Source organism: Rhizobium sp. P2_G9 (assembly GCF_056403475.1).
This window is the reverse complement of sequence record NZ_JBFUFK010000007.1, coordinates 95,596-116,828: the sequence shown is the minus strand read 5'-3', so window position 1 is coordinate 116,828 and position 21,233 is coordinate 95,596. Positions and strand designations below refer to the sequence as shown.

The following is a 21,233-nucleotide window of genomic DNA, read 5'->3' as shown; positions in this document are numbered from 1 at the left end:
GAGGTCGGCCTTTACTATTTCTTGAGAAGGTTAAGGCTAGGTTTCGATTGATGCGGGTCTGCGTGCGTGAGTTCCCCCGATGACGAAAAATGGTAAAGAAGCGGCCACTTCCTGGCATCCGGTGCATAGCTGGCGCGCCGAGGACGACAGTTCGGGCCGTTATGGCTTCTGGACGATCGTGGCTTTGTTCAGCCTCGTCGCCATCCTGTTCCAGGTCGGGGCGCATTTCGCGCATTATCTCGATTATATCGGCCCCGATCCTGATGATTCCATGCGGCTGGTCGAAGTGCGCGATCTCATCAATGGCCAGAGCTGGTTCGATCTGACGCAATATCGTCTCGGCCTCGATGGCGGCACGCTGATGCACTGGTCGCGGCTCATCGACTTGCCGATCGCCGCCCTCATCCTATTCTTCCGCCCGTTCATGTCGCCGGAAAGTGCCGAAGCCGCCGCCGCCCTCGTCTGGCCGCCGCTGTTGCTGGTGCCGCTTCTGGCGGCAACGGCGCTCGCCGGGTTCCGCATCGGCGGCCGGCAGGCGATGACGATGGCGCTCGGGCTCGCGGTGCTGTTTACCTGTGCGATCATCCGCTTCCGTCCTGGGGCGCTCGATCATCACAATATGCAGATGGTGCTGGCGATCGTTATCGCCGCCATGCTGATCGACCCCTTGGCACGGCTTTCGAATTTCGCTGTGGCGGCGATCGCCTGCAGCATGGCGCTGGCGATCGGCGTCGAGACGACGCCGCTGGTGGCCGTCACCGCCGTGACGGTATCGGTTCTCTGGGCTTGGTATGGGGTGCGTTATCAGCGGGCGGCGCTGGGCTTCGGCCTCACGTTCGCAATCGCCACGCTTGTGCTGTTTTTCGCCACGACGCCGCCGAGGCTCTATATGATGGTGACGGCCGACACGCTGTCCTTCGGCTTCCTGTCGCTTGTCGTGATTGGCGGTCTGGGCTTGGCGACTGCCGCGGCTTTCGTTACCCGCAAGCGCCTGGCCATCCGTTTCGCCGCACTTGCGATCGTCGGCGTGGTCGTCGCTCTCTTTGCTGTCCTCGTCGTGCCGCAATGCCTGCAGAACCCGCTCGATCATCTCGATCCGCTGCTCAAGAGCATGTGGCTCGGCAGCATCCGCGAGGCACAATCGATCGCCGCCGAAGCGGCCATCGAACCGTCCGCCATCGGTGGCTTCTATGCCGTCGGCCTGATCGGCACGGTCGTCTGCATCATGCGCATCGTCCGGCGGCAGCAGGCGCTGCCGCATGCGATCCTGCTGGGCATGATCGCCGTGAGCTGGGCGGTCACAGCCTATCAAGTGCGCGGCATGATCTTCGCCAATTTCCTCGCCTTCGTGCCGCTCTCCGCGCTGATCGCCGACCTCCGGGACGTCTATCGCGCCCGCCAGAATGATGTGCGCGCCGCCAGCGCCTTCGTGCTCTCCGCACTCGCCAGCATCCCCTCGGTCTGGACCTTTGCTGGCGTCGGTATTGCCGAAGCGGGATCGGCGATCGCCGGCACGCGCAACGAAATCGTCGACAAGAAGGATGCGTGCGGCATTCCCGGCAAGCTTGCGCCCCTGTCCCAACTGCCGGCCGGTCGCCTGCTTGCGACGGCCAATCCGGGCTCCTATCTCCTGCGTTTCACGCCGCATTCGGTGCTGACGGCGAATTATCATCGCAACCAGCGCGGCATGCTGGCGGCGCTCGAGGCTGAAATGGCTTCGCCCGCGGAAGCCGCAGATCAGCTGCGGGCCGAGAAGGTGGACTATATCCTGCTCTGCGAGGATGATCCGCAGGTGACGATCATCAAGACCAAGGCACCGATGGGACTGTTCGCGCGGTTGGCCGAGGGAGAAATTCCGGAGTTCGTCGAGCCGGTGGATGTGGGGCTCGATCCGAAGATCAAGCTGTTCAAGATTTTGCGGTAGGCGCGGTCCCGCCTGCCTTCGCTATAAAATGGCTTCAGCGCTTGCGCAGCCGGAGCCGGATGCCATTCTCCGACCGTAGCGTCAGCCGCGCCACCGGCTTCGGCACATGCCCCTCGACCGGCTCGATCTCATAATGCCGTGCAATCATCGACAGGATGATGGCAGCCTCCTGCAGCGCGAAGGAGGCGCCGAGGCAGACGCGCGGCCCCTGGCTGAATGGCATATAGGCGGCGCGGATCGCTTCCTTCTCGTCCTCGCGCGAAAAACGGTCTGGATCGAAGACGTCGGGATTGTTCCAGATGTCACGATGGCGATGCAAGAGCCACAGCGAGATGAACACGGCGGAGCCCTTCTTCATCTCCTTGTTGCGGATCTTTTCCGGCACGGTGATGTCGCGCGGCACGAAGGAGACCGGCGGATAGAGCCTGAGCGTCTCGCGGAACACGTCGCGGGTCAGCTTCAGGAACTTGAAGTGTTTTGGCGCAAAGCCGCCTTCCTGGCCGAAGGCCAGTTCGGTTTCGGCATGCATCCGTTCCTGCACGCTTTTGTCCTGAGCGATCAGATAAAGCGCCCAGGACAGCGCACTTGCCGATGTCTCGTGACCAGCGAGGAACATCACGGCGATCTGGTCGACCAGTTCCTTCTCAGTGAAGCCGGAGCCGTCGGCATCGCGCGCGGCGATCAGCGACGAGAGAATGTCTTGCGGCGGGTTTTCCGGCTTGGTGGCAAGCAGGTCGAAGCGCTTGCGCACCATGCGCGCCAGCGGTCCGCGGATGTTGCGCGCGTGCCGGATGGCGCGTAGCCGCGGGATCGACAGCGCCTGCGGCAGCCCCGCCATGTTCCAGACGCCGTGGATATAGGCGAGTTCCTGGTAATGATTGAAGGCGTTGAAAATCGTCGCGGCTTCTTCGCGCGGGAGCGGTTCGGAGAAAATGGTGCGGAAGATGATATCGGCGGTGACATGAGTCATCTCGAAATCGATCGACACGTCGCGGCCGTCGGCGACGGCGTCGAGCCGGGTCTTCATCTCGTTGGCGGCATCCATCATCAGCGGAAAGACTTCCGAGATGCGGGCGAATTCGAAGGCCGGGTTCATCAGCCGGCGCTGACGCTTCCAGACATCGCCATTGGAGACGAAAATGCCGTTGCCGAGGATCTGGTAGAGCACCGTGCCCATCAGGTCGCTCTTGGGGTAGAGGCCGACATCGGAGGTCAGGATGCGGTTGACTGTGCTGGGCTGGGTAAGGAAGTAGAAGCGGCGCCTCAGCCCGCCGAACTCGCCCATCTTCATCGAATAGCTTTGCTCGAACAGCACATCGAGCGAAGAGTGCCGGCCCTCGAGGATGCGGGTGAGCGGCGAAGGGCGCTCCTTGCGGATCTTTGGCATCGGACCGATGATATGGGCGCTCATGGGTCAGGCCTTTTTCACGAAATAGGGCTTGGCGTTCGGCCTCTCGTCATAGCGGTCGCGCGCCTTCTGCGGCCCGCCGATCAGCAGCACGAAATCATAGGTGTCGCCGCCGAGATCGACAATCTCATTGGCCTGCAGATAGAAGAAATGCATGATCATGCGCTGGTTGCGCGCCTCGTCCATATGCGCCTTGGTGAAGATCTTATGGAACTGGGCGTTCAGATGCTTGGGCATGCCCTTCGGCGGATTGCCGAGGAAATCCAGCACGTTGACCATGGCAAAGCAGGCGCCGTCCGGCGGCGAGGAGAAGTCCAGCCAGGTGAAATCCGGAAAGCGTGCGAAGCGCGACAGTTCTTCGTGGTACCAATTGCGCTTCTTGCGATAGGATGACAGCGCCTGCGTCTGGCCAAGCGTCACCAGGCCGAGCGGCGAATCCTCGCCACCCCAATCCGGCCGGCGTTCGAGCACGCGCGCGGCGACGATCGTTGCCAGCGCCGTGCCATAGCTGTGGCCGATGATCAGCGCCTCGTCCGGCCTGCTCTCTTCGATCGAGGCGACGATATGGTCGGCCATCTGGTCGAGGCGCTCGTCGAGGCCGGGCACGTTTTGCTTCGAGACGATCATCTTGTTGGCGAAGATGCCGATCCGGCCGTTCCATTCCGGCTTGTAGAGGTCCATGTTGCGGCGGACCCACCAGAGGCCGTAGGCGCCGGCTGCGATCAGCGCGAGTGCTACGATCTTGCCGATCACGCCGGGAAAGAAATAGAGCCCGATCAGGCCGATCAGCGGCAAAAGCGCGCCGAGGCCGTGGATGAGGGCGACGCTTGCCGGCGCGGCCATGACGATCGCGATCGGCCAGCTCTCGCGCATGGTGCGGAAGAACACGCCGTCCAGCATCAGCCGCCAGATGACGCCGAGATTCTGCAGATAGACCATCCAGTTGCGCTTGTCCCAATGCTCCCGGATGATGTCGTCCCATTGCAGGAAGTCGAGATTCGTCTCTGCCTTGCCGGTCGGCAGGTCGGCCGTGATCTGCCAGCGCCGGACCAGCTTGCCGACATTCTTGCGGGCGCTGGTCTCGACCTTATGACCGGTGGTCGCACTCCACTTGCCGGTTTCAGTGACGCAATTCTTGTGCAGGAAAAGCGCCCCGCGCGGATCGAAACCGCTGATGAAGAACACCTGTCGGCGGAAGGGGGGCTTTTCGGTTTCCGGCATGAGATCCTGGGTCGTGAAGGCGAGGCTGATACAGCAAGGCCGTTCATTAGAGCCTTTCATGGTGAAATGGAAGCATTCTGCCGGAGCAGGTTTTCGTCAGGAAAGGGATGATCGCCGACGGGCATACCCATAGGTACGTTCGAGGCGATCATCTCTTTCCTGGCGGAAACCTGCCCGGCCCTTCGGGTTGGCTGAAACGGGCCGCCTATCAGGCCGGCCGGCTTGGCCGTAGGTTTAGCTACGACGCGCGCCTGCCGGCCTGATATCCGACTCCGCTTGAGCCAACAGAATGCTTCCATTTCACCATGAAAGGCTCTAACCGAAAACCTGATGGCCGTCTATCAGGCTCGACGCCGGGCGGCCTGGTCGATGAGTTCCGTCGGCAGCTTGTCGCCGAAGCGGATGTTGAGGCTGTTCTTCGACCGCCCGACCACAGCGCTGGCGATCTTGCCGGGAATGCCTGCGAGGATCACATAGAGATGTTCGCTGACGAGATCGGGAAGCTGACAGGCAATCAGGCAGCCGCCTTCCGAGATGTTCAGCGCCATCGCCTTCTGCTGCTGGCAGCCATGCAGGCCCTTCTTGAGATAAAGCAGCGCAGCCTCGAGGCGCACCTCCCGGCGGAGATGCTCCCGCCTTTCGCGCCCGCTGGTTCCATTGAGGAAATCGCTATGCGAACCCATGGTCACCTCGAAAGCAAACTCTTGTCTGCCCTTACCTATTAGGTACGCCTAAAACGCTGATTTGCCAGAGGTCGGGGCTGTAAGGAACCTGGATTTCGTCAATTCTGGATAACATTTGCTTACCAGATCGGCTTCGCGGCTGTTCAACTGCGGCTGAAATCCGCAATATCGCCGCCATGAGTGATCAAATCGCCACTGATTCGCCGTCCAATCTCCTCGAATACACCGTCACCGAGCTTTCCGGCTCGATCAAGAGGACGATGGAGGCCGCTTTCGACCATGTGCGGGTGCGCGGCGAGATTTCCGGCTATCGCGGCCCGCATTCCTCGGGTCATGCCTATTTCGCGCTCAAGGACGACCGTTCGCGGCTCGAAGCGGTGATCTGGAAGGGCTCGTTCTCGAAACTCAAGGTCAGGCCGGAAGAGGGCATGGAGGTGATCGCCACTGGCAAGATCACGACTTTCCCGGGCTCGTCGAAATACCAGATCGTCATCGAAAGCCTGGAGCCGGCTGGCGTCGGCGCGCTGATGGCGCTGCTCGAACAGCGCAAGCAGAAACTCCAGGCCGAGGGCCTGTTCGACAGAGGGCGAAAGCAGCTCGTGCCGTTCATGCCCATGGTCATCGGCGTCGTCACCTCGCCGACCGGCGCCGTCATCCGCGATATCCTGCACCGGATTTCGGATCGCTTTCCGCTGCATGTCATCGTCTGGCCGGTCAAGGTCCAGGGCGAGGGCGCCGGCGTCGAAATCGCCAATGCCATCAATGGCTTCAATGCCATCGAGCCTGGCGGGGCGCTCAGCCGGCCGGACGTGCTGATTGTCGCGCGTGGCGGCGGCAGCCTGGAAGATCTCTGGTGCTTCAATGACGAAGTCGTGGTTCGCGCCGCGGCCGCCTCGGAAATCCCGCTGATCTCGGCCGTCGGCCACGAGACCGACTGGACGTTGATCGACTACGCCGCCGACCAGCGCGCGCCGACCCCTACGGGTGCCGCCGAAATGGCAGTGCCGGTGAAGGCGGAGCTCGAAGCGCAACTGGCTGCACTCGGCGCCCGGCTCTCGATCTGCATGAGCCGACATATGGACCATAGCCGCCGCGAACTGCGCGRTCTCATGCGCGCGCTGCCCTCGCTCGACCAATTGCTGGCGCTTCCACGCCGCCGTTTCGACGAAGCCACCGCCCGGCTCGGCCGCGGCCTGGAGCTGACGGCGCTCAACAAGCGGCGCATGCTGGAGCGACCGGCTTCACGGCTGCGCCCGGACATCCTCTCGGCCCGCATCGCCGAACGCCGCCAGCGCCTCGGCGAGCAGATGCTGAAGGCAGAGCGCATCATCGAGCGGTCGATCGACCGGCATCAGGCCCGCATCGCCCGCGCCGATGCGGTGCTTTCGGGCCTGCCGTCCCGGCTCTCCGTTGAGACCCGGCGCAGCCGCGAGCGGCTTACCAACATCATCAGGCGCGGGGACACGGCACTGGGGATTTTCCTCAGGCGCGAACGCTCGGCGCTCATGGCGCACGACCGCATCCTGCAATCGCTCTCCTACAAGAATGTGCTGAAGCGCGGCTATGCCGTGATCCGCGGCGAGGACGATCGGGTTCTGTCTTCCGCGGCAGCCGTCAAGGACGGTGCCGCCATCGCCATCGAATTTGCCGACGGCCGTATCGGAGCGATAGCGGGCGAAGGCGGAAGCGATACGACGCCGTCTCCGGCGAAGAAAAAGCCCGCTGCCAAGACATCGGCCACATCAAATCAAGGCAGCCTGTTTTGAGGGCGCTCGTCGTCCTCGCCCATCCACTGCCGGACAGTTTTGCCGCATCCAATGCCCGCATGATCGTCGAGACACTTGAGGCGCGTGGTCACAAAGTGGATTTTCTCGACCTCTATGCCGAGGATTTCGACCCGCGTCTCTCTGCCGCCGAACGCGCGAGCTACATGACCGACCGCTACGACCTGTCGGCGATTGCGCCCAGTGTCGAACGCCTGCGCGCCGCAGACGCTTTGATCCTGGTCTTTCCGCAATGGTGGTTCAATCTGCCGGCCATGATGAAGGGTTTTATCGATCGCGTCTTCGTCCCCGGCGTCGCCTTCGAACTGGACGCGGCCGGCGGTCGGCTGATCCCCAAGCTCGACCATATCAAGCATTTCTGGGTGATCACCACCACCGGCTCACCCTGGTGGATCGTGCATTTCTACATGGGCAATCCAGTGAAGCGCATCCTCAAGCGCGGTGTCGCCGCTTTCTGCGCCAAGCGCGTCGTTTTCCGCATGCTGTCGCTGCACAATATGGACCAGGCGACGCCGGAAAAGCGGGCCGCGTTCCATGAAAGGGTCCGCAAGGCGATTTCCACACTCTGAAAGGTTATTCCGTCGGATCGTCCAGCGCCCGCAAAAACTTCGACAACAATCCATCCAGCGTTCGCCGCTCGTCCTCGTCAAGCCCTGCGACCAGCCGGTGCTGGTTGGCGACATGGGCGGTGACAGCCGCGTCCACCGTCGCGAACCCTTTCTCGGTCAGCGCAATGATCACGCCACGTCCGTCGCCTGGATTGCTGAGACGTTCGACAAGACCCGCCTTTTCCAATTGGTCGATGCGGTTGGTCATCGTCCCCGATGTCACCATGGTCGAGACGAGCAGTTCGCCCGGCGACAGCCGATAAGGCGCGCCGGAGCGCCGCAAGGTCGCCAGCACGTCGAAGCTCGGGCCGGAAAGGCCGTGTTTGGCGAGTTCCACGTCGATCTCGCGTCCGAGAACCGAGCGCAGCCGCGCGATGCGGCCGAGCGTACCCATCGGCCCCGTATCGAGGTCGGGCCGCTCGCGCTTCCATTGGGCAAGGATTTTGTCGAGGTGGTCCATGCCGTCACTATCGGCGGATTTGTCTTGACGTCAAGATAAAATGAGATATCTTGACGTCAAGATATTTTGGTGGAGCAAGATCATGGCCAAGACTTCGGACGTTCTGATAACGGCAATCGCCCCCATGATCTGGGGTTCAACCTATATCGTCACGACCGAACTCCTGCCGCAGGGCTTTCCCCTGCATGTCGCCATGCTTCGCGCCCTGCCGGCAGGGCTCCTGCTCTTGCTCCTGGTGCGCAAATTGCCTGAAGGCATCTGGTGGGGCCGCGTCTTCCTGCTTGGCGCGCTGAACTTTTCGTTCTTTCTCTGCATGCTTTTCATCTCTGCCTATCGGCTGCCCGGCGGCGTGGCGGCCACGGTCGGCGGCATTCAGCCGCTGATCGTCATCGTGCTGTCGCGCTTTCTCCTGGGCTCGCCGATCCGGGCGCTGGCGGTGATGGCCGGGTTCATCGGAATGGCCGGCGTGGCGCTGCTGGTGCTGACCCCGGCGGCGGCACTTGACCCGATCGGGGTGATTGCTGGTCTTGCCGGTGCCGTGTCGATGGCCTTCGGTGTCACGCTCGCCCGCGTCTGGCAACCGCCGGTGTCGCCTCTGACCTTCACCGCCTGGCAGATGACCGCGGGCGGCCTGCTGCTGGTGCCGGTCGCGCTGATATTCGAGCCGTCCCTTCCCATGCTGACCGCGCGGAACTGGATAGGCTTCCTCCAGCTCGGCCTTGTCGGGACGGCGCTGACCTACGTGCTCTGGTTCCGCGGGCTGTCGCGCATCGAGCCGGCCGCCGCCTCGACGCTCGGCTTCCTCAGCCCGGCCGTGGCCGTCATCCTCGGCTGGGCGATTGCCGGCCAGTCGCTGAATGCGCTGCAGATCCTCGGCATCGCTTTGGTTCTGGCCAGCACCTATGCCAGTCAGCGGGCGCAGGCCGGCGTCCGGCCTGCAGTCACCGTAGCCACCGCTAAGGCCTGACTACGCCCATTCACCCTTGCGGAAAACCGGCACGCGCGKGCCGTCAGCGGTGATGCCATCAATGTCGATCTGGCCGGAGCCGATCATCCAGTCGATATGGATCAGGCTGGAATTGCCGCCCTTGGCGGCGATTTCGTCCTGCGTCAGCGACGCGCCGTTGACGAAGCATTTCGAATAGCACTGGCCAAGCGCGATATGGCAGGCGGCATTCTCGTCGAACAGCGTGTTGTAGAACAGCAGGCCCGAGGCCGAGATCGGCGAGGAATGCGGCACCAGCGCCACTTCGCCGAGCCGCGCCGCACCTTCGTCGGTCTCCAGCACCTTCTTCAGCACAGCCTCGCCGCGCGATGCCTTGGCCTCGACGATCTTGCCGGCTTCGAACCGCACCTGGATATTGTCGATCAACGTCCCCTGATGCGACAGCGGCTTGGTCGAGGAAACCGTGCCGGAGACGCGATGGGCATGCGGTGTGGTGAACACTTCCTCGGTCGGGATATTGGGATTGCAGGTAACGCCGTTCTTGGCCTTGGTCGCGCCGCCATGCCATTCATGCTCATCCGCGAGGCCAACCGTCAGGTCGGTACCCGGGCCTGAAAAATGCAGCGAGGCGAAGCGCTGGCCATTCAGCCAGCCGGCGCGCCGGGCGAGCTCGGCATTGTGCTCCTTCCAGGCAGCGACCGGATCGTCGAGATCGACGCGGCTCGCAGCGAAGATTGCCTTGGCCAGCTTCTGCACCGCAATCTCCTCAGGATCGTCCGGAAACATCTGCTTCGCCCAGGACGGGTTGGGATAGGAGACGATGTTCCAGTTGATGTCGAAATTGGAAATATGCTCCAGCGCCGGCTTATAGGCAGCCGACTGCGCCCGATTGGCGCGCGACACCTTTGACGGATCTTCCTTGGAAAGCAGCATGGGATTGTCGCCGGAGACGGCGAGGCGCGCTGAACCGTTTTCATAGGCCTTGGCCATGCCCTCGTAGAGCCAGCTCGAGGCGCGATCGAACGTGTCGTCGGACGCATGCGCATAGCGCATCAGTGTCGCCACTTCGTCACTGTAGAAGGTGGTGACGAGACCACCGCCAGCCATATAGGCATGCTTGGTGATCAGACGGACGAGCGGTGCTGCGGCCAGGGGCGCCGTGATCACCAGGTCCTGGCCCTTCTGCAGGTCGAGGCCTACTTTCACCGCCACTTCGGCCAGTTTTTCGAGCTTCGTGCTTTCGATTACACCCTCAGTCATCGTGATCGCTCCATCATCTGTCATTTGCAGTCTATGTGGATGATTTGATTGGCTTTGTGAAGGTTGGGCGCGGAAATATCGTCGCCATGCAGCCATCCTACCGCATTGCCGAACCGGTCCCGCTCGACTATTTGTGCCGATAAGGCGAAATTGGGGCACGGGAAAATGATCCTCAAGAACAAACGCATTCTTCTGATCATCGCCGGCGGCATCGCAGCCTATAAGAGCCTCGACCTGATCCGCCGCCTGCGCGAACGCGGCGCCACCGTCATCCCGGTCATGACCCGGGCGGCGCAGGAATTCGTCACCCCGCTCGCCGTCGGCGCGCTCGCCGCCCGCAAGGTGCATACGGATCTCTTCGAGCGCGACGACGAGATCGATGTCGGCCATGTCCGCCTGGCGCGCGACTGCGACCTCGTCCTGGTGGCGCCGGCGACCGCCGACCTGATGGGCAAGATGGCCAATGGCCTGGCCGACGACCTCGCCTCGACCATCCTGCTTGCCACCGATGGACCGGTGCTGCTGGCTCCGGCGATGAACCCAAAGATGTGGTCGCATCCGGCCGTCAGCCGCAATGCCGAACAGTTGCTGATCGACGGTGCCTATTTCATCGGCCCGATGCGCGGCGAAATGGCCGAAAGCGGCGAAGGCGGCATCGGCCGCATGGCCGAACCGCTCGATATAGCAGCCGAAGTCGAAAAGCTGCTCGACACCGCGCCAAGACCGCTCGCCGGCAAAAAGGCGGTCGTCACCTCCGGCCCGACGCACGAGCCGATCGATCCGGTGCGCTACATTGCCAACCGCTCTTCCGGCACCCAAGGGCACGCCATCGCCGTAGCCTTGGCCCGCGCCGGCGCCGACGTGACGCTGGTCTCCGGCCCGGTAACGCTCGCCGACCCCAGGGGCGTCAAGGTCGTGCATGTCGAACGCGCCGAGGAAATGCGCGACGCAGTCATCTCTGCTCTGCCGGCCGATATCGCCGTCATGGTCGCCGCTGTCGCCGACTGGCGCGTCGCCAGCGCGGCCGACCAGAAGATCAAGAAGCAAGCCGATGGCGAGCCGCCGGTCCTGTCGCTGACCGAAAACCCTGATATCCTCAAGACCGTCGGCCATCACGCGAAACGCCCGAAACTGGTGATCGGCTTTGCGGCGGAAACCAGCGATGTCGAAGCCAATGCCCGCGCCAAGCTGGAGCGCAAGGGCGCCGACTTCATCGTCGCCAACGACGTCTCACCCGAGACCGGCATCATGGGCGGCAAGCGCAATCGGGTTGCGATTTTGAGCCGTGACGGTATCGATCATTGGCCGGATATGGACAAGGCAGAGGTGGCGGAGAAGCTGGTGGCGATGATCGCTGCGAAGATCAATTCATAGGTCAGGGCAATCCATATCTGAGGATATGAATCGCTTCCTCTTCCAGGGGCGCCTCAAGCACTTGGTTCACCAAGTCAGCGTCCCCAGCCAGCTCTTCGAGAACGGCTTCGAACAGCTCGATCTGCATGCTCAGATTCATGCCGACCGGTCCATTCAGGCAGATCAGGCCCGCATGGATGGCGACATCGGCATATTGACCCTCTGAGCCGCGATCGTCCGGCGGCCCACGAAAATCAACCGAATTCTTCGTGACGAACGTCCAGTCGCCGTCAAGGATGAAGGGTTTCAGCTCCCAGTCCTTCCAGCCGCTTTTGCCCAGCCAGAAGACATGGCTCGATTCGACGTAGCCGGAGTGGCGAGCGGCCTTGGCAAGCTCCGGGCTGAGACATTCGTCGATCAGGAATTTCAATTCGCCTGCCTTCGGCGGGTGACGCGGCGGTCGGCAATGATCCTGGAACCTGTCGGAAGCTGCGTCGCGGCCTTGGGCCGGCCGCGCTGCGGATAGGCTTCAGCATAGATTTTTGCCAGACCAATGCGCCTGGCGTCCAGTGCCGGATACATAGCAAGGATGGCATCATTGGAATGACCCAAGGCAGATAAGGCCGCCACGTCGTAGATTGGGATACGTGTGCCGCGAAATACCAGCGTACCACCCAGAACGTCATCGGATGACGTGGCGGTATCGCGCGCGGCCTCCAATTCGCTCATCGCGCGCGCAGAATCGGCAACGAAGGGGCGGAGATCGATTGTCAGGAAATCGTGATGCATGATCCAGTCCTGCTCTGCCAATTGCCGCAATGGCATCGTCCGGCCTTCCTCCACCCGCGGCTCTGCCCAGTGAATGGCCTTCATTCGCTCCTCGGCGGTGAGCCGTCCGGCGCTGTGCAGATAGAACCCCACCAGCCAGCAGGCCCCAGCCCAGATCTGTCGCCCATTGTCCAAGGAGGTGAACTGGCTCGGCAGGATGCTTTCGTCGATCGCTCTGTTTATGTCTCTAAGCGTGACGCGCGCCACGACCGCAGCTTCTGTGCTTTTCAGCAGGGCAATATCGTTCACGACCGTATTCCTATTAATCTTCCGATCCATCGGAATATATATCAGGCGCCGTGAATTTTCAATTGGATGAGATTGCGCCGATCACGCTGACACGGAAGCGGGCAGGGCGTCGCATTGCTCGCCATTGCCGGTATCGAACACCGACACTTCCAGCCCATCCGGTCCGATCACCACCGCACTGCCGTTCGGGATCGCCATCCAGTTCTGCCTGTTATCGTCCAGCGGCTCCGACACCAGGCAATAGCCGCCGTCCCCACCCATCGGTGCGGCATAGAGCGTCGGCGCCACTTCGCCGGTCGCGTAGCGGACGGCGTAGAGCGACTTGCCGTCGGAGAAGGCCGAAGTGAAGCGCACGTCCGGCCGGAAGCCGAGATGGCTGGCCAGCCGTTCGATGAAGGCGATCGTTTCACGGAAGGCGAAAAGCGGCGCGCTTTCGAGCCCGAAATGGAAGGCGAGCAGGAAGATCAGTTCGGAATCGGTGGTGCCGTGCCTGGAGAGATAGAGATCGTCCGGCAGCATGATTTCCAGCGGCCGCCGCAGCTTTTCAAAATTCTCGATCTGGCCGTTGTGCATGAACGACCATTTGCCATGCACGAAGGGATGGCAATTGTCCCGCCGCGTTCCGCCCGAGGTCGCCGCCCGCACATGAGCGAGGAAAAGCGGCGAGCGGATCTGGTTGGCGAGGCTCTTGAGATTGCAGTCCGACCAGGCGGGCAGGATATCGCGGTAGAGGCCGGGCGTCTCGCGCTCGCCATACCAGGCGACGCCGAAACCGTCGCCATTGGTGGCGGTGCGGGCTTCGACGGCCGAATGCGACTGCGCGACCAGCGAATGGGCGGGCGAGGAAACCAGGTCCTCGATGAACAATGCATCTCCGCGATAAGCGGCCCAGCGGCACATGGGAAATCCTGCGAGGCTTTTGCTGTTGAATGTCAATGATCTCCCCATTTTAGTTAACGAAGTGTAAACCTCGGTCGATTTCTCGTGGTATTCCTGCATTCTGAGGTGCGCGTTGCTCGATATCCACAGATGGCGTGGCCGCTGCTGTCTCGCCGCTTTCGAATGGCTCCCTCTCCCGGAACTGGATGACGTCAATCTTGACGCCTTTTCGTCGCACATCTCTGCACACCCCTCCAAGGGTGACACGCGGTTCCCCCGACGCTCACCGCCTACAATTTTGGCAACTGCGAGTTCATCTTTCGGAATGCGAGGGGGTAATCCGCGCGTTATCGAGGTCTCCGAGGAAAATCTGTTGAAATGACCTTTTTGATACTGATCGATAATCGCGTAGCCATAGTCAAAAGCAGCTAGCGAAGCCAAAGTACGAATTATGTTTCAGCATTTTACGGCACTTCGTCGCCGCGGCTTCAATTTGTTTGAGGCTAGTTCGCGCCTTCTCACACATGCCATTGTGATCTCCGGGCTCCGGATATCCGAGGAGCACCACAGCTCTGGTGGCGACAGCAATCCTCTCTCGATTTCGTCCTGTCGCCATTCTGCGAACAAGCATCGGCAGATCTTGCGATTGTTCGGGAAGATCGCACGTGGCTGCCGCAAGTTGAACAAGCGCGTAACCCGCATCGACGGGGTCGCTTTTGTACAGGAGTTCAAACTCGGCTTGCGCCACTTTAGGTTCAGCTTTCAGCCCTGCTATAGAGTTGTCATTAGCGAGCACAGGAGCGGCCCACAAGATTGCCGATAATGTGATGATTGCGATCCTAAGCATAGGTGCCTTTCTCATAGTTACGCAGTGGGGCGGGAGCGTTTCCTTATCCCTGATTGGACAAACGAATTCCTGTCAGATCATCCCGGTGACAAGTTGTCACCTCTTGGCGCTAGATAGGCCAATGTACCGCCGCTGCAGCGGAGGCAGTCAGAATATTGAACGCTCTGTTCTTCCAGCACCGGCTGTCACGGGACACGGCGCAGCCTATATTCACGTCAAGTTGAACAGTGAGGAGCGAACATGTCTATCCGCCCCGTAAAATCCGAATCCCGCGCCCAGCCGACCATGGAAGGCGCCGGCGTCCATCTGCATCGCGTCTTCGGCTTCGGCGATCCGTCGCTGACCGATCCCTTCCTGATGATGGACGATTTCCGCAATGATGACCCGGCGAAGTATAGAAACGGCTTTCCCTGGCATCCGCATCGCGGCATCGAAACCATCACCTATGTGCTGGCTGGCACGGTCGAACATGGCGACAGCCTCGGCAATCACGGCCTTTTGGGCGCCGGCGACGTGCAGTGGATGACGGCCGGGTCCGGCATCATGCACAAGGAAATGCCGAAGGGCGATTTCGCCGGCCGCATGCACGGCTTCCAGCTCTGGGCCAACCTGCCCTCATCGCTGAAGATGACCGCGCCGCGCTACCAGGACATCAAGTCGGCAGACATTCCGGTCGTGGTCGACGATGACGGCACGGCTGTCCGCGTCATCACCGGCAATTTCTGGGGCAAGACCGGTCCCGTCGATGGTGTTGCCGCCGAGCCGGTCTATCTCGACATCTCCGTGCCGCCGGGCAAGAAGAAGACATTTGCGGTCGACACCTATCGCAAAGCCTTCGCCTACATCTTCGCCGGCTCCGGCACATTCCGCGACGCCTCGAAACCGTTCGGCGTCAAGGTCGAGAAGGAAGTCAACGGCGAGGAATTGAACATCCGCGACATGAGCGGCAATCGCACGCTGGTCGTCTTCGACACCGGCGATGAAGTCACCGTTCAAGCGGGCGACGAAGGTATCCGTTTCCTGCTCGTCTCCGGCAAGCCGATCGAGGAGCCGGTCGCCTGGCATGGCCCGATCGTGATGAACACCCGTGAAGAGATCATGCAGGCGATGCGTGACCTGCAGAACGGCACGTTCATCAAGGCGGAGCACTGAGCGCTCAGCGCTGATGCGTTTGGCCCGGTCCAAAAATTCTACCGGCTCGCCGAGCCGGTAGTTGTGATGTCGTTTTTGATGGTTTAGGAAACTCGAACACGGCGGCCATTCCGCCTGTAAGAGCCGGGCCTTCAGTCGAACATGCGCAAAGCACAACATAATTTCCACACCGCATTGTTCCGGCAGACGAGCCATTTGCTGACAGCGCGCGCCCGGTTGCGCGAGACGAAGCCCGGCGAAAAGCTCCGGATCCTGTCCTTCGGCAGCTCGATCGGCGAGGAATTGGTGACGTTGCGCTATCTCTTCCCGGAGGACGAGATCTATGGCTGCGACATCAATGACAAGCTGGTCGAGACGAGCCAGCGCTCGGTCGGCCACATCGTCACGGTCTTCACCTCGTCTGCAGAGGAAATCGCAGCGCACGGCCCCTATGATCTGATCTTCGCCTCGGCCGTGCTCTGTCTTTTTCCGACTCCCGACGATTTCGCGGAGCAGTTTCCCGTCTCCCGCTTCGATGAACTGATCGAGCTTTTCGATCAGAACCTCAATCCCGGCGGCCTCCTGGTCATCACCAATGCGTCCTACCGCTTCGTCGAAACGCCGGTTGCCGAAAACTACACCACATTGCGCGCAGACATCATCGACAGCGCCGGCTTCGTCGATGTGTTCAATCGCCGCGGCAAGCCCTATCTGCTGCGCGTCCCATCGGCTGGCGGCGTCGTCTTCAGAAAGCGCGGCCGCTTCCTGCCGCGCGACGACGAGGACTTGGCCGACAGCATTTTCGAGAAGAAACGGACGGCCGACGCTCCGGCTATTGAGACGATGCGACTTGCTCCCTCGCCGCCCGGTCTCGTGTCGCTCTACCGGCATACGCGCCGCAACACCGATTGGCTGGTCGAGGAGCCGCCGGAAGGCTGTATCGAAATCCGCTATGACTATGATTTCTGCCGCATCGACGGCACTGATACCTATGGCTACGTGCTGAAGACCAGTTGGACATCGTTGGTCGGCGAGGGATTTCATGAGCACCCGGAAATCTGGCGGCCCGTGCCGACGCTCGGCGCCGCCGACGCGGTCGGCTGACAATTCGCCGAGGGCGGATCTGGATTCTCGCTTCTCCCCGGAAGAATTTGATCCACGCCGCAAATGGGCCTTCCCATCGCGCGGGCTTTGATTAGATTGCCGCCCATCGTGTGGGGAGGCAGGCATGTACAGACTGTATGGATCATCCGGCTCGGGCAGCGTCTCGGTCGAAGCGGCACTGGCGGAAGCGGGTGCGACTTACGAAGTGGCTGAGATCAGCACCGCCGATGGCAAACACCTGACGGAGGAATTCCGCAGGATCAATCCGCGCCAGCAAGTGCCGGCATTGCAATTGCCGGATGGTTCGGTCATGACCGAGGGCTCGGCCATGATGCTGCATCTGGCCGATGCCTTCCCCCATTCCAGCCTGGCGCCGCTGCCCGGCACCGCAGCGCGTGCGCAGCATGACCGCTGGCTGATCTTCATGGCGATCAACATTTACGAGGGCGAGCTGCGCAAGGCCTATTCGAGCCGCTATTCTGACGACGCCGCGAGCGTAAAGGCTATCGCCGAAGATTATGTCAATCGTCATTACCGGATCATCGAGGATGCGATCAGCGGTCCCTTTCTGGTCGGTGAGACCGTGACCACGGCCGACATCTATCTCTGGATGCTGGCCTTCTGGATGGACCAGGATTGGCTGGCTGCCAATTGCCCGAAAGTGAAAGCTATCGCGGACACCGTCGCCGCCCGGCCGCTGATCGCCCCGATTCACCAGGCGCATTTCGGTTAAGTCCATGCAGATCGACGGTCACTGCCATTGCGGCCATGTGCGCTATGAGGCCGAGATCGATCCGGACATGGTGTCGATCTGCCACTGCACCGATTGCCAGCAATTGACCGGCACGGCCTATCGGGTGACGGCCCGCGCCCGGGCCGAGGATGTCAGGCTGACGGCCAATCCGCCGAAAATCTACAGGAAATTCGGCGATAACGGCCGTCCGCGGCTGCAATATTTCTGCCCCGAATGCGGCTCGCCGCTGTTCACCACCGGCGAAGGCGAGGATGCCGCCATCTGGGGCATAAGGGTGGGCACGATCACCCAGCGACGCGCGCTCAGCCCGAAGCGGCAGAAATGGTGCAGCTCGGCTCTGCCCTGGGTCGACGACATTTCCGGCCTGCCGCGCTCCGAGGGCGACTGATGGCCGAGGCTGCTTTCGGGATCGACCAGGCAGCCGATTTCCTCTCATCTCATGGTTTTGCGCCGCCGTTCGAGATTTCCATCCTCCGCGGCGGTTACTGGAACCTGGTGATGAAGGTCACTTCTGCGGAAGGCCGGTTTGTCCTGAAGCGCTATAGGGAAGTTCTGCCCAATTCATTGTTCCCGAATCTGCCGGAGGCGGAGGCTGCCACTCTCGAACGGTTGCAAGGGCTTGGCGTCGCGCCGGAGCCGATGGGTTTCTGGCCGGAGGAGAAAATCCTCGTCTACGGCTATGCCGAGGGTGATCTCTGGTCTGGCGACCTGGCGGCGGTCGCCGACCTGCTCCGGCGCAAGGAGCGCGCCGATCCGGCCGGTTTCCGCCAGGTTCCTCGGCGGCCGAAGGACATTCTGCAGCAGGGCGACGGCCTTCTGGCGAGATGTGGCGATGACGTGCTGAGTGCGCGCCTGCGAGCCGCCCGGCCGCAGCCGATCGACATCGCGCCGCCCGCCAAAATGTCCTTGATCCACACCGATATCGGTGCCGGCAACCTGGTTGGTTCGGGCGAAAACCTCAGGCTGATCGATTGGCAATGCCCGGCAGAGGGCGACCTGGCGGAAGATGTCTATGCCTTCCTCTCGCCAGCCTTCCAGATCCTCAACGAGCGGATGCCGCTCGCCGGCACGGACGGCTTTTTCGACGCATTGGCCATGCCGGCAGTGCGCCAGCGGTATCGGGCGCTCCGCCCCTATTTCGCCTTTCGCATGGCCGCCTATTGCTGCCTGCGTTATCAGGGCGCCGGCGAAGACAGCCAACTCCACGACCGCTACCACGCCGCCATGCTTGCCGAGCTTGCCCATGTCGAGGAGACGCCATGATCATCGATCTTGCCGCACATTGCTTCAGCATGTGGCACCATTTCCGCCACGCGCCGGGCTTTGACGCGATCGCCTATATCGACACGATGGAAAGCCTCGGCTTCACCGGCATCAACCTGTCGCTCAACGATGAGAATTATCGTCATCTCGGCGGCAGGGAGCCGGAACGGATGGATCGGGTGCGCGAGCGGCTGGCCCGTTCCGGCCTGAGCCTCGAAATCGACACCAGCGGCACCGAGCCCACGCATCTCCGCACCCTGATCGGCGTCGCCGAAAGCATGGGCGCGCAGAGCATGCGGCTCTACACCCGCCATCGCGGCACGCCGACCGAGATGATGGAGCGCACCATCGCCGATCTCCGCGCCGTCATGCCGGATGCGGAACGGGCCGGCATCGTGCTGGTCATCGAAAACCACGAGGATTTCACCGGTCCGGAACTGACGCAGATCGTCGAGGCCGTCGGCCACGACAGACTGAAAATCCTCTATGACTACGGCAATTCGCAAATGGTGCTGGAGGATCCGGAAGCCGCGCTCGACGCCGTGCTGCCGCATGTCCATTCCGTCCATGTCAAGGACCACATGATGGTGCGGCCCGAACATGCCGGACGGCTGACCGTGGCCGGCGTGCCGATCGGCGAGGGCGCCCTGCCAGTCAAGGAATTGACGCGGCGGCTGCTTGAGCATGGGCTGCGGCGCATTACTTTCGAGAATGTCTGGGCCTATAGCGCGCCGATCCAGGCCGGGCGGCAACCGCTCGAAGGCGTCGTGCTTGGCGAAGGCGCGTTCACCTATGCCGAGCCGCCCTTCGACCCTGCCTTCCTGGTTCTGGACCAGTCGAACGTCGCGCCGCAGGATCTCGTCCGCCTCGAACAAGATGCCCTGATCCGCGGCCTCGCCTCGTTCAAGCAGACGCTCGCCGAGCTCGCCGTCACCGGTTATCGCTCATCGCTTCAGGCGGTCGGATAGGGGCCGTCGGCGAACACCTCGTCGTGGTAACCTTTGCTGCCGATCTCGATCGAGAGCGCGCTGCGGAAATCGCGGCCCGCCCGCAATGATGCCAGCACATGAGCGAAATCGTGACGGGGTTGCCAGCCCAGTGCTTCGCGGGCGGCGCGGTTGTCATAGACCCGGTCGAAATCGGAATACATCGTCCAGCCGGCCTTGGTATAGAGCGCTGCAGCGCCGGGGAAGAGCCGCTCGACCACATTCACGCCGCCGCCACGCAGATCGGCGAGGTCATCTCTCGAGAATGGCGTCGTCGCCGAAATGATATAACGCCCGAAGCCGATCACGCCCGCCTTTTCTGCCGCGAGCAGATGTGCAGAGACGATGTCGGCAATATCGGCTCGGCGGTAGAGCAGTTCATTGGCTTGCGAATTTTCCTTGCTGAACAGGCCGCGAACGTCCGGATCGTCGTCTTCCTCAGGAAAGAAGCGGGACGTGCGGAGAATGATCACCGGCAGCTTGTGCCGCCGATGGAAGAGTTCGCAGAGCCCCTCGGCCGCGGCCTTGGTCACGCCGTAGATATTCTTCGGCACCGGCGTGACGCTTTCGTCGATCCAGGCCGCGGGCTGATCTGGCGAAGGGGAAAGTGCCGCGCCGAAAGTGCTGGTCGTGCTGGTGAAGACGAAGGCGCGGACGCCGACAGCCAGCGCCTCCTCCAGGAGATTGAGCGTGCCGGCTATGTTGGTCTGGACGAAGGCGTCGTAGCTGTGCGTGGCAACATGCGGCTTGTGCAGCGTCGCGGTGTGCAACACGACCTCGACGCCGCCCATGGCCTGCCGCACGGTGTCGCGGTCGGTGATCGAGCCGGTATGGTCGGTGAAATCCGAGGCTTTGATGTCGATGCCGCGCACCGGCTGGCCCGCGCCCCTCAATGTCCGCATCAGCGCTTCGCCCAGATGGCCGGCACTGCCTGTAACCAATATCGTCATGAAATCAATTCCTTCCACCATGACTATGGCGGACCCTAGCAGTCGCTTCGGCGGTTGGACAATTCAGAAAAACTGGATCAGATTCGAGCTCGGCATGCGTGCCTGAATTGGCCAAGCCGCCAAGCAGGAGTGACACCACACCCTGACAGAAACTGGCACCAGCGCCGCTATGGTGCGGGCCGTCGGCAAATGGAGGAAACCATGCTCGATCATGTCGGTCTCAGGACCAAGCGACTGAAGGAAATGACAGCCTTTTATGAAGCCGTGCTCGCGCCGCTCGGCGCTAGCAAGCAGATGGATTTTGGCGTCGCGGTCGGTTTCGGCAAGCCGAACGAGGCGCCGCTCTGGCTCGGCGAGGCGGAGGGTGAAGCGACTGTATCATCCGTGCATCTGGCGCTGACCAGCCCGGATCGCGCTTCCGTCGATGCCTTCTACAAGGCGGCAATGGCGGCCGGTGGCAAGGACAATGGTGGACCCGGCCCGCGCCCGGATTACCACGAGCATTATTACGCCGCCTTCGTCATCGATCTGGACGGCAACAATCTCGAAGTTGTCTGCCACAAGCCGGAATAGTCTGCCGGCCCGGCATCCGAAT

The 21,233-nt window shown here is 61.9% G+C and carries 22 protein-coding genes; 12 read left to right on the top strand and 10 right to left on the bottom strand.

Features of this window, described 5'->3' with window-relative positions; all coding sequences use genetic code 11:
• The first annotated feature begins 79 nt into the window (after positions 1-79).
• Positions 80-1,924 (top strand): hypothetical protein, encoded by a 1,845-nt coding sequence (locus AC1DYF_RS08015; protein WP_477876172.1) that lies wholly within the window; start codon positions 80-82, stop codon positions 1,922-1,924.
• A gap of 34 nt (positions 1,925-1,958) precedes the next feature.
• Here the strand turns inward: AC1DYF_RS08015 and AC1DYF_RS08010 are convergent, their stop codons facing one another.
• The 3 genes from AC1DYF_RS08010 to AC1DYF_RS08000 form a co-directional block, all read right to left on the bottom strand.
• Positions 1,959-3,335, bottom strand: coding sequence for a cytochrome P450 (locus AC1DYF_RS08010; RefSeq protein ID WP_477876171.1), 1,377 nt, complete (start codon positions 3,333-3,335; stop codon positions 1,959-1,961).
• Positions 3,336-3,338: 3 nt separating this feature from the next.
• Entirely contained in the window at positions 3,339-4,553 is a 1,215-nt protein-coding gene (locus AC1DYF_RS08005) for an alpha/beta fold hydrolase (RefSeq protein WP_477876170.1), read from the bottom strand.
• 341 nt (positions 4,554-4,894) lie between these two features.
• Entirely contained in the window at positions 4,895-5,236 is a 342-nt protein-coding gene (locus tag AC1DYF_RS08000; RefSeq protein WP_477876169.1) for a hypothetical protein, read from the bottom strand.
• A gap of 176 nt (positions 5,237-5,412) precedes the next feature.
• Here AC1DYF_RS08000 and xseA point away from each other — a divergent pair, with 176 nt between their 5' ends.
• Positions 5,413-7,002 carry an exodeoxyribonuclease VII large subunit gene (gene xseA / locus AC1DYF_RS07995; protein WP_477876168.1) on the top strand — a complete coding sequence of 530 codons (1,590 nt, stop codon included), beginning with the start codon at positions 5,413-5,415 and terminating at the stop codon, positions 7,000-7,002.
• Entirely contained in the window at positions 6,999-7,589 is a 591-nt protein-coding gene (locus AC1DYF_RS07990; protein ID WP_477876167.1) for an NAD(P)H-dependent oxidoreductase, read from the top strand. The genes xseA and AC1DYF_RS07990 overlap by 4 nt, the downstream gene beginning before the upstream one ends.
• A gap of 4 nt (positions 7,590-7,593) precedes the next feature.
• Here AC1DYF_RS07990 and AC1DYF_RS07985 read toward each other — a convergent pair whose 3' ends face one another.
• Positions 7,594-8,088 (bottom strand): MarR family winged helix-turn-helix transcriptional regulator, encoded by a 495-nt coding sequence (locus AC1DYF_RS07985; RefSeq protein ID WP_477876166.1) that lies wholly within the window; start codon positions 8,086-8,088, stop codon positions 7,594-7,596.
• A gap of 82 nt (positions 8,089-8,170) precedes the next feature.
• Between AC1DYF_RS07985 and AC1DYF_RS07980 the strand changes: the two genes are divergently transcribed.
• The gene (locus AC1DYF_RS07980; protein WP_477876165.1) at positions 8,171-9,055 is read left to right on the top strand and encodes an EamA family transporter; all 885 of its coding nucleotides are present in this window, start codon (positions 8,171-8,173) and stop codon (positions 9,053-9,055) included.
• On the opposite strand, the gene AC1DYF_RS07975 is transcribed toward AC1DYF_RS07980, so the two are convergent.
• Positions 9,056-10,294: an aminopeptidase gene (locus AC1DYF_RS07975; RefSeq protein WP_477876164.1), complete on the bottom strand. Its 1,239-nt coding sequence runs from the start codon at positions 10,292-10,294 to the stop codon at positions 9,056-9,058.
• Between the two features lie 165 nt (positions 10,295-10,459).
• On the opposite strand from AC1DYF_RS07975, the gene coaBC reads away from it, so the two are divergent.
• A complete protein-coding gene (gene coaBC / locus AC1DYF_RS07970; protein WP_477876163.1) occupies positions 10,460-11,668 on the top strand; it encodes a bifunctional phosphopantothenoylcysteine decarboxylase/phosphopantothenate--cysteine ligase CoaBC in 1,209 nt (402 codons plus the stop codon).
• A gap of 1 nt (position 11,669) precedes the next feature.
• Here coaBC and AC1DYF_RS07965 read toward each other — a convergent pair whose 3' ends face one another.
• The 4 genes from AC1DYF_RS07965 to AC1DYF_RS07950 all read right to left on the bottom strand — a co-directional run bounded on the left by AC1DYF_RS07965 (position 11,670) and on the right by AC1DYF_RS07950 (position 14,450).
• Entirely contained in the window at positions 11,670-12,077 is a 408-nt protein-coding gene (locus AC1DYF_RS07965) for a DUF5615 family PIN-like protein (protein ID WP_477876162.1), read from the bottom strand.
• On the bottom strand, positions 12,074-12,724 hold the full coding sequence (locus AC1DYF_RS07960; RefSeq protein ID WP_477876161.1) for a DUF433 domain-containing protein: 651 nt from the start codon (positions 12,722-12,724) through the stop codon (positions 12,074-12,076). The genes AC1DYF_RS07965 and AC1DYF_RS07960 overlap by 4 nt, the downstream gene beginning before the upstream one ends.
• A gap of 81 nt (positions 12,725-12,805) precedes the next feature.
• Positions 12,806-13,624, bottom strand: coding sequence for a class II glutamine amidotransferase (locus AC1DYF_RS07955; RefSeq protein WP_477876160.1), 819 nt, complete (start codon positions 13,622-13,624; stop codon positions 12,806-12,808).
• Between the two features lie 397 nt (positions 13,625-14,021).
• Complete coding sequence (locus tag AC1DYF_RS07950) at positions 14,022-14,450, bottom strand: hypothetical protein (protein ID WP_477876159.1); 429 nt, start codon at positions 14,448-14,450, stop codon at positions 14,022-14,024.
• A gap of 240 nt (positions 14,451-14,690) precedes the next feature.
• Here AC1DYF_RS07950 and AC1DYF_RS07945 point away from each other — a divergent pair, with 240 nt between their 5' ends.
• From AC1DYF_RS07945 to AC1DYF_RS07920, 6 genes are all read left to right on the top strand, one after another.
• On the top strand, positions 14,691-15,602 hold the full coding sequence (locus AC1DYF_RS07945) for a pirin family protein (RefSeq protein WP_477876158.1): 912 nt from the start codon (positions 14,691-14,693) through the stop codon (positions 15,600-15,602).
• A gap of 141 nt (positions 15,603-15,743) precedes the next feature.
• A complete protein-coding gene (locus tag AC1DYF_RS07940) occupies positions 15,744-16,685 on the top strand; it encodes a class I SAM-dependent methyltransferase (protein ID WP_477876157.1) in 942 nt (313 codons plus the stop codon).
• Between the two features lie 124 nt (positions 16,686-16,809).
• A complete protein-coding gene (locus tag AC1DYF_RS07935; RefSeq protein ID WP_477876156.1) occupies positions 16,810-17,418 on the top strand; it encodes a glutathione S-transferase family protein in 609 nt (202 codons plus the stop codon).
• 4 nt (positions 17,419-17,422) lie between these two features.
• Positions 17,423-17,827 carry a GFA family protein gene (locus tag AC1DYF_RS07930; RefSeq protein ID WP_477876155.1) on the top strand — a complete coding sequence of 135 codons (405 nt, stop codon included), beginning with the start codon at positions 17,423-17,425 and terminating at the stop codon, positions 17,825-17,827.
• Positions 17,827-18,702, top strand: coding sequence for a phosphotransferase family protein (locus AC1DYF_RS07925; RefSeq protein ID WP_477876154.1), 876 nt, complete (start codon positions 17,827-17,829; stop codon positions 18,700-18,702). Before AC1DYF_RS07930 ends, AC1DYF_RS07925 begins: the two co-directional genes overlap by 1 nt.
• Positions 18,699-19,670: a sugar phosphate isomerase/epimerase family protein gene (locus AC1DYF_RS07920; protein WP_477876153.1), complete on the top strand. Its 972-nt coding sequence runs from the start codon at positions 18,699-18,701 to the stop codon at positions 19,668-19,670. The genes AC1DYF_RS07925 and AC1DYF_RS07920 overlap by 4 nt, the downstream gene beginning before the upstream one ends.
• On the opposite strand, the gene AC1DYF_RS07915 is transcribed toward AC1DYF_RS07920, so the two are convergent.
• Positions 19,655-20,638: an NAD-dependent epimerase/dehydratase family protein gene (locus AC1DYF_RS07915; protein WP_477876152.1), complete on the bottom strand. Its 984-nt coding sequence runs from the start codon at positions 20,636-20,638 to the stop codon at positions 19,655-19,657. The two genes, AC1DYF_RS07920 and AC1DYF_RS07915, sit on opposite strands and share 16 nt — an antisense overlap.
• A gap of 201 nt (positions 20,639-20,839) precedes the next feature.
• On the opposite strand from AC1DYF_RS07915, the gene AC1DYF_RS07910 reads away from it, so the two are divergent.
• Entirely contained in the window at positions 20,840-21,211 is a 372-nt protein-coding gene (locus tag AC1DYF_RS07910; RefSeq protein ID WP_477876151.1) for a VOC family protein, read from the top strand.
• The last annotated feature ends 22 nt before the right edge of the window (positions 21,212-21,233 follow it).